Annotated in this window: 11 protein-coding genes and 1 tRNA gene; 8 read left to right on the top strand and 4 right to left on the bottom strand. The window is 62.8% G+C overall.

What is annotated here, in order from left to right; translation table 11 throughout:
* Positions 1–33: 33 nt before the first annotated feature.
* Complete coding sequence (locus QQ658_RS11280; RefSeq protein WP_286024942.1) at positions 34–1,599, top strand: alpha/beta hydrolase; 1,566 nt, start codon at positions 34–36, stop codon at positions 1,597–1,599.
* Positions 1,600–1,611: 12 nt separating this feature from the next.
* Here QQ658_RS11280 and QQ658_RS11275 read toward each other — a convergent pair whose 3' ends face one another.
* Complete coding sequence (locus tag QQ658_RS11275) at positions 1,612–3,885, bottom strand: family 65 glycosyl hydrolase domain-containing protein (RefSeq protein WP_286024941.1); 2,274 nt, start codon at positions 3,883–3,885, stop codon at positions 1,612–1,614.
* 123 nt (positions 3,886–4,008) lie between these two features.
* Here QQ658_RS11275 and QQ658_RS11270 point away from each other — a divergent pair, with 123 nt between their 5' ends.
* From QQ658_RS11270 to QQ658_RS11245, 6 genes are all read left to right on the top strand, one after another.
* Positions 4,009–4,641, top strand: coding sequence for a YesL family protein (locus QQ658_RS11270; RefSeq protein ID WP_286024940.1), 633 nt, complete (start codon positions 4,009–4,011; stop codon positions 4,639–4,641).
* Between the two features lie 159 nt (positions 4,642–4,800).
* The gene (locus tag QQ658_RS11265; RefSeq protein ID WP_286024939.1) at positions 4,801–6,141 is read left to right on the top strand and encodes an ABC transporter substrate-binding protein; all 1,341 of its coding nucleotides are present in this window, start codon (positions 4,801–4,803) and stop codon (positions 6,139–6,141) included.
* Positions 6,142–6,207: 66 nt separating this feature from the next.
* Positions 6,208–7,050 (top strand): carbohydrate ABC transporter permease, encoded by an 843-nt coding sequence (locus QQ658_RS11260; RefSeq protein ID WP_286024938.1) that lies wholly within the window; start codon positions 6,208–6,210, stop codon positions 7,048–7,050.
* On the top strand, positions 7,047–7,880 hold the full coding sequence (locus QQ658_RS11255; protein ID WP_286024937.1) for a carbohydrate ABC transporter permease: 834 nt from the start codon (positions 7,047–7,049) through the stop codon (positions 7,878–7,880). The genes QQ658_RS11260 and QQ658_RS11255 overlap by 4 nt, the downstream gene beginning before the upstream one ends.
* 38 nt (positions 7,881–7,918) lie before the next feature.
* On the top strand, positions 7,919–8,968 hold the full coding sequence (locus tag QQ658_RS11250; RefSeq protein ID WP_286027103.1) for a LacI family DNA-binding transcriptional regulator: 1,050 nt from the start codon (positions 7,919–7,921) through the stop codon (positions 8,966–8,968).
* 79 nt (positions 8,969–9,047) lie between these two features.
* Positions 9,048–9,123: transfer RNA gene (locus QQ658_RS11245), tRNA-Thr, on the top strand.
* 28 nt (positions 9,124–9,151) lie between these two features.
* On the opposite strand, the gene QQ658_RS11240 is transcribed toward QQ658_RS11245, so the two are convergent.
* Positions 9,152–10,414, bottom strand: coding sequence for an MFS transporter (locus QQ658_RS11240; RefSeq protein WP_286024936.1), 1,263 nt, complete (start codon positions 10,412–10,414; stop codon positions 9,152–9,154).
* Between the two features lie 73 nt (positions 10,415–10,487).
* On the opposite strand from QQ658_RS11240, the gene QQ658_RS11235 reads away from it, so the two are divergent.
* Positions 10,488–11,342, top strand: a complete 855-nt coding sequence (locus QQ658_RS11235) for a sulfurtransferase (RefSeq protein WP_286024935.1) — start codon at positions 10,488–10,490, stop codon at positions 11,340–11,342.
* A 19-nt stretch (positions 11,343–11,361) separates the two neighbouring features.
* Here the strand turns inward: QQ658_RS11235 and QQ658_RS11230 are convergent, their stop codons facing one another.
* On the bottom strand, positions 11,362–12,171 hold the full coding sequence (locus QQ658_RS11230) for a bifunctional hydroxymethylpyrimidine kinase/phosphomethylpyrimidine kinase (RefSeq protein WP_286024934.1): 810 nt from the start codon (positions 12,169–12,171) through the stop codon (positions 11,362–11,364).
* 111 nt (positions 12,172–12,282) lie between these two features.
* Positions 12,283–13,389 (bottom strand): cytochrome P450, encoded by a 1,107-nt coding sequence (locus tag QQ658_RS11225; protein WP_286024933.1) that lies wholly within the window; start codon positions 13,387–13,389, stop codon positions 12,283–12,285.
* Between the last annotated feature and the right edge of the window lie 40 nt (positions 13,390–13,429).

Raw genomic sequence — 13,429 nt, 5'->3', positions numbered from 1 at the left:
GATCGAAACATGACCGGCGGTAAGCTGTCGTCCGTGCCCCGGTCCCGACTTGTCATACTCATCGTGGTTTGCGCTGTGGCGCTGAGCGGCTGTCTGGCATCTCCACTCAAGCTGTTCGGCGGATATCTGCCGCGTCCATCGCACACCTATGCGGACGAACCCTCACCCGATCGTCCGATCGAGGCCGGCATCAGCCAGGCCGAACCGCCCGGCTTCGCCAACGCGTTGGGCGACTCGGTCAAGGACTACGCCGGCCAAGAGCTGACGTGGAGCGACTGCGACGGCTATCAGTGCGCGACCTTCCTGGCACCGCTGGACTGGACCGATCCTGGTGCGCAGGCAATCACCATCGCCATGAAGATGCGTCCGGCCAGCGTCGGCCCCTATCAGGGGGTGCTGATGGTCAACCCGGGCGGTCCCGGTGGATCGGCCCAGGACTATGTGGATGCGATTCCGGTGTCGGGGCTCGAAGGCTTCGACGTGATCGGTTTGGATTCGCGCGGATCGGGGCAATCGACGCCGGTCGTTTGCGGTACCGGACCCCAGACCGATGCCTACTTCGACACCGACCTCAGCCCGGACGATCAGGCCGAGCGCGACGCTCTGATCAGCGCGCAGCAGGCTTTCGACCAGCAATGCCGCGACAACTCCGGGGCGCTGCTGGATCACATTTCGACCATCGAGACCATCTACGACTATGAGCTGGCTCGTAAGTTGATGGGTGCCGACAAGATCAGCTTCTACGGAACCAGCTACGGTACCTTCCTCGGCGCGGTCTATGCTCAGCTGTACCCGAAGAACGTTCGCCGCATGGTGCTCGACTCGGCCATCGATCCCCGCCCGGACGAAGAGGTCACCCAGGCCGAGGGTTTCGACCGGAGCCTGCGGGCCTTCGCGGATTGGTGCGGATCGGTTCAGTGCGGCCTGGGGGCCGACGAGCAGAGTGTGATCGACACGATCACCGGTTTCTTGGATGGGCTGGACTCCAGCCCCCTCCCGACAAAAGACGGACGACTGCTCACCCAGTCTCAAGCACTGTCGGGGATTCTGCTGTACATGTACGACGACGCCGACGCCTATCCCGAGCTGAGTTCGCTGCTGCAATACACCATGGAAACAGGCGATGGCAGCTACTTGCTGCAAGTCGCCGACGCCATGAACGATCGCAACGACGACGGCTCCTACGGTTCGCTTGCCTATTCGTTCCCGGCGATCAGCTGCGCCGACTGGGGCGACAAGGGCGTGCAGGATGCCTTCGACCAATGGACCCAGGACGAGCAGGCCGCCCCGATCGTCGGCACGTACTCCGGGCCCTCGCTGGTGTGCCCGCTGTGGACCGCAAAGGCGGCGCCGGCGATCGACTTCGACGGCAAGGGCGCTCCGCCTATCCTGATCCTGCAGAACACCGGGGATCCGGCAACTCCTTATGAGGACGGTGAGGCCCTTGCAGCGGAGTTGGAGTCGGCGACCCTGGTTACCCGGGATGCGCCGGGTCATGGTGTCTATGACGCGGGCAGCCAGTGCATCGACTGGATCGTGGTCGATTATCTGGTGAACGGTACCGTTCCGCCCGACGGCACTCGCTGTACCGACGGCTGAATCAATCCGGGCTCAGCCGGCGAGCGGGACAACGATCTGGTCGTCCAGCCGGTGGGTGCGGCCGAACAGATCCACGTCGAGCGGGTCTCCCGACAGCAGCTTCAGTTGCACATCCTCGCCCGAAACCTGCACTGCAATGAGGCGATCCCTGAATCCGATGGTGAAGGAATAGCGGGTCCAGCCGTCGGGGCAGAACGGACGAAAACCCAGTCTGTCGTCCCGAACCCTCATGCCCGCGAATCCCTGGACGATGGCCAGCCAACCGCCGCTCATCGACGTGATGTGCAAACCGTCGTCGGTGTCGTCGTTGTAATTGTCGAGGTCGAGCCGGGCGGTGCGTCGGTAGAGTTCGACGGCCTTGCCTCGCTCGCCGATGGCTGAGGCGATGACCGAATGGATCGATGCCGACAGCGATGACTCGTGCACCGTCATCGGCTCATAGAAGTCGAAATTGCGCTTGATCTCGTCCGGGCTAAACCCATCCTCGAACAGGTAGATCCCTTGCAGCACATCGGCCTGCTTGATGAAACACGACCGCAGAATCTTGTCCCATGACCAGTGCTTGTTGAGTGGTCGCTCAGCCGGGTCAAGCGTGTCGACGGTACGCAGATCCTTGTCGAGGAACGTGTCGTGCTGCACTTGAACACCGAGTTCGGGATCTGCCGGCAGGTACATGGTGGCAGAAATCGTGCGCCAGTGTTCGCGCTCGGTGTCGCTGATGCCGAGTTCGGACGCGCGGTCGGGTAGTTCGTCCAGCACATCGCAGGTATAGCCGAGCACCCAGGCTGCCAGATAGTTCGTGTACCAGTTGTTGTTGACATTGTTCTCGTACTCGTTCGGGCCGGTCACCCCGTGAATCATGAATGCCCGGGCACGCTTCGAATAATGCACCCGGCCCGCCCAGAATCGGCTGATCTGGGTCAGCACCTCGATGCCGGGGCCGTCGAGGTAGGAACGGTCACCGGTGTAGCGCGTGTAGTTGGCGATGGCATAGGCGATCGCACCATTGCGGTGAATTTCTTCGAAGGTGATCTCCCATTCGTTGTGACATTCCAGCCCATCGAAGGTGACCATCGGGTACAAGGCCCCAGGCAGCCCCTGGCGCCCAGCGTTGGTGCGGGCCTGCGGGAGCTGATTGTGCCGATAGGTCAGCAGCGACCTCGAGACCAACGGATCGGCGACGGCCAGATACAACGGCAGGAGATAGATCTCGGTGTCCCAGTAGGTCGCGCCTCCGTACTTTTCTCCGGTGAACCCCTTCGGCCCGATGTTGAGCCGCTCATCCTCCCCGTAGTAGGTGGAGAACAGCTGGAAGAGACTGAACGCGATGCCCTGTTGTGCCTCGTCATCGCCTTCGATCAGCACGGCGGCTCGCGACCAACGCTTTTCCCATAGCGCGGTATGAGTTGCCTTGTGCGATTCGTACCCCCGGGTGGCAGCATCACCGAGCAGTCTTGCCACCGCCTCGGCGTGCTGATCCGGGGCGAGGTCACGTGAGGTGACCACTGCCACGGTCTTGTTCAGGCAAACCGATTCTCCGGCGCCGAGATTACTGTTGAGTCGGCATCCCACCCGCAGCGGGTCGTCGATTTCGCCACTGAGATTCAGCCCCTCGGCATGAAGCGCCATGCCGCCGGTCACCGTGAATTGCGGGGTACCGAACAGATTAGGTTTCGTCCGCATCGAGAGGGCCGGGTGCTTGCCACCGCAGCGCCACACGACATCCCAGAAGCGTTCGTTGTAGTTCGATTCCACGTTGTAGACGTCGCCGTCGATCTGGGGAGATAACTCAATCGCAGCGCTCCCGGAGACCACGGAGATTCGGACCTTTTGAAGACACAGTTCAGGGGTTGCCAGTGACAAGAATCGCTCGAACTCCACATGCACCTGAGCGTTGTCGACGTGATAGTCGAATGACCTCGTCAGCAGCCCGTTACGCAGATCGAGGCGGACATTGAAGTTTCCCGGGGTCCCGCGATACAGATCGACCTGCTCGCCATTGATCCGGATCGGAATGGCGATGATGTTCATGGCATTCACCGATTTTCCGAAGTACTCCGGATAGCCGTTTTTCCACCAACCCACGCGGGTTCGGTCGGGATACCAGACGCCGGCGAGATAGGTGCCCTGATGCGTGCTGCCCGAATAGCCCTCTTCGAAGTTTCCACGCATGCCCATGTGGCCGTTTCCGGTCGACGTCATGGATTCCATCAGCGCCATGTCGGCGTCATTCAGCGTCCGCGCCGAAATCGCCCAGGGCTCTACCGCGAACACCCGCTGCGTCATGTCGACCTCCTCCTGCGTTCCAAGTACCATCATGGTACGGAAACGTTTCCCGTGAGAAGATATCCGAAGCAACGAGCCTGATACAACATGCATGGTTCGGGCGGTCCGTCGGAGGAGGTGAGAATGTTCTCACGTCTGTTCAACATGGACGCTCCGTTCTGGCGTGCGATGGGCGCCATCGGTGACCTCATCTGGCTGAACGTGCTGACCATCGTCTTCTCCGTACCGGTCATCACGGCAGGGGCCGCGCTGACCGCGCTGTACGACACCGCCCGGCGTGTCAACGAGGGCATCGACGCCGGAATCACCCGCACCTTCGTCGCATCCTTCAGAGCGAATCTCGGCCAATCCACGCTGGAGTGGGGTGTGGTTTCGGTTGTCGGTGCGCTGATCGCCGGGTCCTGGCTGGTGGGCGGTCCATCGCTGCTAGGGATCCTGAAAGCCGTAGTCAGTATTCTATATCTGATGGTCTTTCCGTTCGTCTGGGCGCTCCAGGCGAGGCTTGCGAATACGGTGCCGAATACCTTACGCAACGCTGTACTGGTCGCCTTCGGCAGGCCGCTTCCGGCACTAGCAGTGCTGCTGATCGAGTTGGCCCTCGGTGGCTTGACGATCGCCGTGGGCACGTGGTGGCCGCAAGGGTTGATACTGCTTCTGCTGCTCGGATTGCCGATGGTCGTGTTCGCCACCACGCCGCTGATCGAGCGCGCCATCGCACCGATCGTCGCGCAAGCCGCGCCGCAACCACACGATTAGATCTCGATCCGGTTACGGCTGGTTGCGGTGCCGCACGGCGAAGTGTAAGTTCTGGACTACCGACCGGAATCGGTTCCGATGCAGCACCGCCGTTCCGGACGAAAAGGCCGGACCAAGGAGAGTCCGGCATGCAGTCCTCACGAAGGAGTATCCCCGACGATGAACAAGCACAAGATCCTCACGTCCGTGGCCGCGGGCCTCGTGGCGTTATCACTGACGGGTACGCTCGCCGCGTGCGGATCCGGTGACTCGGACAAAGGCTCCGACGGCAGCGTCTACTACCTGAACTTCAAGCCGGAGCAGGCATCCGACTGGGAGGCGTTGGCCGCCGACTACACCGCCGAGACCGGCGTGAACGTTACCGTGCAGACGGCCGCCTCCGGCACCTACGAAACCACGCTGAAGTCCGAGATGGCGAAGTCCGAGGCGCCGACCCTGTTCCAGGTGAACGGCCCGGTCGGCCTGCAGACCTGGAAGGACTATGCGTCCGACCTGTCCGATACCTCGATCTACGAGCACCTGAGTGACCAAAGCATCGCATTGACCAATGACGAGGGCGCGCCGGTCGCGATCCCGTATGCGATGGAGACCTACGGCCTCATCTACAACAAGGCGCTGCTCGACAAGTACTTCGCGCTGCCCGATGCCGCGATCACCTCGATCGACCAGCTGACCAGCTTCGATGCGCTCAAGAAGGTCGCCGAAGGCATTCAGGCCGACAAGGACGAGCTGGGCGTGAGCGGCGCATTCACCTCGGCAGGGTTCGACTCATCGTCCGATTGGCGCTTCAAGACCCACCTGGCCAACCTTCCGCTCTACTACGAGTACAAGGACGACAACATCGTCGGCCAGCCGGCCACCATCAAAGGCACCTACCTGCCGCAGTACAAGAACATCTTCGATCTGTACATCAACAACGCGACCGTCGAGCCGTCCTCCCTGTCGGGCAAGACGATCGAGGACGCGAATTCCGAGTTCGCGCTCGGCCAGGCGGTCTTCTATCAGAACGGCACTTGGGCATACAACGACATCAAGGGCCAGTCGGTGAGCGACGAGGATCTCGGCATGCTGCCGATCTACATCGGTGCTCCAGGCGAGGAGAACCAGGGCCTGACAACCGGTTCCGAGAACTACTGGGTGATCAACAATGAGGCCTCTGAAGCGGACCAGCAGGCCACCAAGGACTTCCTCGACTGGGTCATCACCTCCGATACCGGGCGTGATGCGATCGCCAACACCATGGGATTTGTGACCCCGTTCGATACCTTCGCCGACTACCAGTCGTCCAACCCGCTGGTACTGGCAGACGCCGCCTATCAGGAAGCCGGAAAGACCTCGGTCACCTGGAACTTCACCACGATGCCGTCCGAAGAGTGGAAGAACGGCGTCGGCCAGGCGCTGCTCCAGTACGCGCAGGGCACCGGTGAATGGGACGCGGTCAAGACCGCATTCGTCGATGGTTGGGCGACCGAATACGAGCTCACCAACGCCAACGGCTAGTCGGCCGATCACCGTGGGTGGGCGCTGCTGGGCGCCCACCCACCTTTTCCGCGAGGACTCTTTTAGATGAAACGATCGTTAACCCGTTGGGGCTGGCTGTTCACCGGCCCGACGGTGCTCGCCTTCATGATCGGTTTTGTTGTTCCGTTCGTGCTCGGCGTCTACCTGTCATTCACCCGATTCACCACGGTGACCAAGTCAAAGTGGGTCGGCCTGGCCAATTACAAGGGTGTGTTCTCGGACGCCACGTTCCTGCATTCCCTGTGGTACACGGCGGCGTTCACGATCGTCACGACCGTGTTGATCAACGTCATCGCGTTCGTGGTGGCCTATCTGCTGATCAAGACCTTCCGCGGGACGAATATCTTCCGCTCGGTGTTCTTCATGCCCAATCTGATCGGCGGCATCGTCCTCGGCTACATCTGGATGCTCTTGCTGAACGGCATCCTCGGCTACTGGGCGAGGTCGATCACATACAGCGGCTCCTACGGGTTCTGGGGCATGGTCATCTTGATGTGCTGGCAGCAGGTCGGCTACATGATGGTGATCTACATCGCCGGGTTGCAATCGATTCCGACCGATCTTTTCGAGTCGGCCGAAGTCGATGGGGCCTCTCGGCGGCAGACCCTGTTCAATATCACGATTCCCTTGGTAATGCCCTCCATCACGGTGTGCACCTTCCTCACCATCACCAACGGCTTCAAGCTTTTCGACCAGAACCTGGCATTGACCAACGGAGCACCCTCAAGGATGTCCGAATTGCTCGCGCTGAACATTTACAACACGTTCTACGGACGCACCGGTTTCGAGGGCGTCGGCCAGGCGAAGGCCGTGATCTTCCTGCTGATCGTCGCGGCACTCGCGATGCTGCAGAACAGACTGACTCGTTCGAAGGAGACGCTGTCGTGAGCAAGGTCAAGCGTCCGGGTCTGTGGACCGTCATCTTCACGATCATCAGCATCGGTTACATGTTTCCGATCGTTCTCGTGGTGATCAATTCGTTCAAGGACAAGGTGTTCATCTCGTCCCAGCCGTTTTCGCTGCCCAACTCGGAAACGTTCGTCGGGCTGGCGAACTATGCGCGTGGCGTGCAGCTGACGGAGTTCTTCTCGTCCTTCGGATGGTCACTGATCATCACCGTCGGATCGACGGCGCTGATCCTGCTATGCACCTCGATGACCGCCTGGTGGATCGTGCGGGCCGACAACAAATACGCGAAGACGCTTTATTCGGCGTTCCTGCTGAACCTCGTGGTGCCGTTCCAGATGGTGATGTTCACCCTGTCGTGGCTGACGGACTTCTTGCATCTGGGCAATCCGTTCGGTCTGTGGATCGTTTACCTCGGATTCGGCGCCGGGCTGGCGGTGTTCATCTTTACCGGGTTCGTGAAGTCGATCCCGCACGAGATCGAGGAAGCCGCGACGATCGACGGTTGTGGGCCGGTGCGGACCTTCTTCCAGGTGGTCTTGCCGATCATGCGGCCGTCGGTGGTCACCGTCGCCATTCTCGAAGTCATGTGGTTGTGGAACGACTACCTGCTGCCCTATCTGACCCTGGACATGAAGAAGTTCAAGACGATTCCGATCGCCGTCCAATACCTCAAGGGTGGCTATGGCTCGGTGGATATGGGTGCCATGATGGGCATCCTGGTGCTTGCGATGATTCCGGTGATCGTCTTCTATCTGGTCGCGCAGCGCCACATCATCAGCGGAGTGGTGGCCGGCGCTGTCAAGGGCTGACCTCGCTTCATCGCGAGGGGGTGTAATGCGTGGGCGATATGACGATCAAGGAGCTTGCCCGCATCTGTGGGGTGGCTGTTTCGACCGCGTCCAGAGCACTCAACGATCGCGAGGGCATCAACGCCGAGACACGTGACCGCATCCTCGCCACCGCGAAGCAGTACGGGTATGTGCCGAACGCAAGTGCCCGAAGCCTGAAGATTTCGGCCAATCGGACGATTTCGGTGATCATTCAAGGCGAGCCGAGCCCGCTGCTCATCGATGTTCTGCTCATCCTCGAGGAAGCGTTCGGCAAGGCAGGATTCGCCATCACGATGTCGCATGTGCCGGTGCGCAGCGCGCATTTTGCGACGGTGGAGCGCATCGTGCGCGATGGCAAGTTCGCCGGTGTGGTCTTTCTCGGACGATACGGAGACGCGCAGTCCACCGACTCGCACCTGCTCAGCAGACAACTCGCCGAGCTCGACGTCCCGATCGTGTTCTGTACGACATCGGACTACTCGGGCTTGCGCTCGGCTCATTCGTCGGTGTGTGTGGACGACTATTCCGGCGGCTTCGATCTCGGCGCGCGTCTGGCAGAACTCGGGCATCGGAAGGTCGCGTTCGTGGGTGCGGGTTCTGCGCAGGAACAAGGTCAGGTGTGGGCGCTGAGGTTTGCCGGGGTGCGCGCGGCGCTCGCCCGGGCCGGGAACCAGGCCGATCCGCACGTGATCGTCCCCTCGGAGTTGCCACACGAATTGTTCACCATGGACAACGGCTACCGCTCGATGCAAGCCTGGCTGGCCCACGGCGAGCACGAATTCACCGCCCTGGTCGCCTCCTGTGATGCGGTGGCGGTCGGTGCGGCGCGCGCGTTGCACGAGGCCGGGATCCGGGTGCCGGGCGACTGTTCGGTGACAGGATTCGACGGCCTGAACGTGGGGCGCTACTTCGTTCCGCGGCTCACCACGATCACCCAGCCGCTCGCCGAGATCGCCAGCGCGACGGCGCGGGTGCTGCTCTCCACCATCGCCGATCCCGGGCGCCCCACCGAACAGGTGCTGATCAGAGGGCGGCTGACCGAGGGCGAGTCGGTGGCGGCGGCGTGACAGCGGACCGGATCCGGTTTCGCGCAACGGCGCCGGTGTCGGTATAGTTTGCGTGGTTGGTCCGGCCACGGACCAGCGTGCCACCATAGCTCAGTCGGTAGAGCGACGCTCTCGTAAAGCGTAGGTCACGAGTTCGATTCTCGTTGGTGGCTCCAGCGCTCGGCCGGTCGGAGCCGGATCAGCCTAGCTCACTGCGGTGAACTGCGATGTGTCCTCGTCCCGATAGATCGTCTGCGAGCCGATGTCGGTCGCGCCGGTCTTGCGCCGCAGCAACGGCAACCCGACAAGCATGAATGCCACCATCAGCCAGGCTGCACCGACCTCGACCATGAATCCGCCGTGCGATCCGGCGGCATCCACCAGGCGCCCACCGACGGCGGACCCGAGCGACACTCCGACATTGAGCGCGGTTGTCGTCCAGGTCAGGCCCTCGGTGAGCTGCACCGGTGCGAACACCCGCGTCACGATCGTGTTGACGTTGGTCATGGTGGGGGCGCAGGCCGCGCCGGTGATCAGCATCACCACCGCCAGCATCACCAGAGAATGTGCGAACAAGAAGGTAGATACCCCGACCGCCAGCGCCAGCACGCCCGCGGCGAACAGCTTCCATATCGGGCTGCGCCAATTGCGAGACCCGTATGCCAATGCCGCGGCGCACGAACCGAACGAAAAGATGGCCAACAATATGCCGGATGCGCTCGCCGCACCTTGCTCCTGGGCGAATTCGACGACCGCGACATCGTTCGCGCCGAACAGTGCACCCGCTCCGATATAGGTGGCCATCAGCACCAGGACGACAGGGTTGGCTAGCACGCTCCGGCGCTTTTCGGATGCGCTGCGGGGGCGAGGAACCGGTTCGGTGGCCCGCTGGGCGAAGAAAATCGTGCTGCCGACCAGAAAACACGCCACGGCAACAAGCAGTCCTGTGACCGGGTGAAGCATGGTGCCCAGCACGGTGGCAAGAATCGGTCCGACGATGAAGGCGAACTCGTCGAAGGCCGCCTCCAGCGCGTATGCGGTACCGAGTTGATCGGCCCGGTCGGCGACCCGCGCCCACCGTGAGCGGACGAGCGCGCCCGGCGATCCCCAGGTGGCGCCGGCAATCATCGATGCCGCGAAAAGCAGCCACGCCGGCGCGTGGTAGACGATGGCGACGGCCAGCGTCAAAGTCGCCGCAGCCGAGGCCAGCAGCGAGGGAAACATGACGCGACGCTGCCCGTACTCATCAACGAGGCGGGCCAGCAACGGCGCACAGGCGCAGGTGGCCAAAATGTTCGCGGCACCTACCGCCCCGGCCAGGGTGTAGTTGCCGTACGCGGCCTTCACCGAGAGGATCGTCGCGATACCGATCATGGCCATCGGCATCCGCATGATCAGGCCCGAGATCGAGAACTTCCATGCCTCGTTGATTCGCAGAACATCCAAATATTTCGAGAGCACGATCATCCACGATATCCGACGTCGCAAGGCGCAAGTGAATCGGAGGGTGGCAAATCAGCGTTTCCGATAGGGTTCGAACATGGGACAGGTTGCCGACCCGAGGTCGCGGGTGCTGATCGGGGTGGATGAGTTGCGAAACCGGTTCGGTACGCCCGAGATGCCGCAACTGCTGGATGTGCGCTGGCGGCTCGGCGAACCCGCAGGTGCCGGACTAGAACGCTACCGTGCAGGGCATCTGCCCGCTGCCCGATTCCTGAGCTTGGAGGCGGTGCTCACCGGCCCGCACACCGACCCCCTGCTGGGGCGTCATCCCTTGCCGTCCCCAGAACTGGTGGCCGCCGGGCTCGGCGAACTGGGCATCGAACCGGACAAGGAGATGGTGGTCTACGACGAGCCGGGCTCGTTTGCTGCCGGCCGCGCGTGGTGGGTGCTGCGCTGGCTGGGACTCGAGGTACGTGTGCTGGACGGCGGCATCACCGCCTGGCAGGCGGGCGCCGAACCAGCTTTGGAGACCGGCGACCCAGCCCCGGTCGAGCCGACCGAATTCGGGCCGCTCACCTCGGGCCACCTGCCCACTCTCACCGCCGATGAGGTGTCGGCCTTCGACGGCACGGTGATCGACGTCCGGGCGCCCGAGCGGTACCGCGGTGAGTCCGAGCCTCTCGATCCGGCGGCCGGGCATATCCCTGGTGCGGTGAATCGTCCGGTGGGCGCGTTCTGGGAGACCGACGGAACCCTGCCCTCGTCCGAACGGCTCGCCCAACTCCTGGATCTTCCTGCCGAGGGCCCAGTGGCGGTTTACTGCGGCTCCGGTGTCTCCGCGGCCCAGGAAATATTGGCGTTGGCCGGCCTGGGCATCGAGGCCGCGCTCTATCCGCCATCCTGGTCGGGCTGGTCCGCCGACCCTGATCGTCCGGTGGCGGTGGGGGAGTAACGCCGTTCGCGCGATGGGGTCAGTGAGCGGATTGCCAGACGACGTCGAAGGGTGTCGGGGCTGAGATCTTGCGCTGGATTCCTGCGGTGACGAAGTCTTTCGCGGCATCGACGGCGTCGTGCAGTGAGTGTCCCAGGGCGAGGCCCGCAGCAACGGCCGCGGCCAGGGTGTCCCCTGCGCCGGATACCGGTGCGCCGGCGACCTTGGGGCGTGCGTAGCTCACCAGTTCGGAGCCGTCCCACAAGACGTCCACGGCGTTGTCGCCGGGGATGGTCATGCCGCCCTTCGCCAGCACGGCGGAGCCGATGGCGTCACCGATCTTTTTTGCGGCGTCGGCCAGGGCGCCCACTGAGTCGATGGAGCCCACGCCGGCGAGGGTGCAGGTTTCGAAATAGTTGGGGGTCACGACGTCGGCCAGTGGCAGTATGTCGGCGCGTAAGGCGGTGTCGATATCCAATGCCGCGCCGGGTTCTTGTCCTTTGCAAATGAGGACCGGGTCGACGACGATGTTCCTCAGCTTGGCCGCTACCAAGATGTCGCGGGTGGCCTCGATCGTCGGCACGGTTCCCAGCATGCCGACCTTGACGGAATCGGGTGCCGTCCATTCGGCCAGGATGGCTTCGCTTTGATCGCGCAGTACCTGCGGGTCGACGGGGGTCAGACGGTGATTCCAGCCGTTGTTCGGGTCGAATGCCACGATGCAGGTGAGCGCGGCTGCGCCGAAGACGCCGAACTCTTCCAGGGTGCGCAGGTCGGCTTGGACACCGGCCCCTCCGGTGGCCTCTGAACCCGCGATGACGAATGTGACCGGCGGCTGAGACACGAGCATTCTCCTTCGGACGAGCGATGGATGACACAACAAGGATGCTGTCTATCGGTGCCCACTTTAGAACCGTCGTGTTCACCCGGTGGACGAGAGGCTCCCGTGGAACCGGCCGGATCAGCTCACGATGACCGGAACCACCGTGAACCCACCGATCGGCGGCTGCGCTCGCTCGGCGGGAATGTCATCCGAGAGCCTGATCTGCGATACGCCATTCAGCAGGGCGCGGATCGCCACCCGCAACTCCAAGGTCGCCAGCGGACGCCCAGGGCACACATGTACGCCGGTGCCGTAAACCAGATTGTGCTCGGCGTTGTGCTGCGGATCGAAGCGATCGGGGTCACCGAACACGGCCGGGTCCCGATTGGCGCCCGTCCAGTTCACGATCACTCGCTCGCCGGCATGAATCAACATCGCGTCGACCTCGGTATCGACGGCCGCGACCCTGCGATTCGACACGAACGGGTCATCGATCCGCAAGATCTCGTCGATGGCGCGGTCCAGTTGCTCGTCCGGCAGCCCACGGAACGCCCCGATGTGCTCCGGGTGGGTGGCGAGCCAGTGCACGATCACGCCGACACACAGCGCGATCGACCCCAGATCGCCGCCGGTCCAGTTGCGCAGCACGGACACCAGAGTCGGCTTGAAATCAGGCTCGTCGCGGAGCACATCGATCAACTCGTCGGTGACGTCACCGGTTCGGGGCCGCGCACCGCTCAGGCGTGGCTCGACGATACCCATGATGATCTCATCGAAGCGCTGCGCGACCGCCGCGGTGCGCGCCAGCTCCCCCGAGCGAGTGGCCTCATGGTTCTCGGCCATCCAGGCCAGCAACGCGTGTTCGCTCTCGTGTGGCCAGCCCAGCCAACGCGACTGGGCACGCACCGCGAACCTGGCGCCGAACTCGGTGACCGCGTTGAAGACCGTGCCACGGTCGAGCCGGCCCACCAACTCGCGTGCAACCTCCGAAATCACCGGCTCGAGCGCAGCCATACGCTCGGCGGAGAAGAAAGGATCGATGATCTGCCGCATCCGGGCATGTTCGGCACCGTCAAGCCCGTTCGGTACCTGCAAGAACCTCGACACGGCGCTGGAGAACCTGTCATCTGCCTTCGCGATCGCGGCGACATCGGCATACCTGCAGGCCACCCACGCATCATCTCGCCTGGTGAGGCCCTCCTCGCGCAGCCGATCGTAATCCTGCCGGGGATCCGTGTGTGTCATAGGGCAGCCCTTCTGCACTGTTCGATGGTCGCATGTCCAA

Origin of the sequence: Propionimicrobium sp. PCR01-08-3 (assembly GCF_030286045.1) — a bacterium.
Taxonomy (GTDB): domain Bacteria; phylum Actinomycetota; class Actinomycetes; order Propionibacteriales; family Propionibacteriaceae; genus Brooklawnia.
Note: the sequence above shows the minus strand (reverse complement) of the source record. Positions and strands in the feature narration are given on the sequence as shown.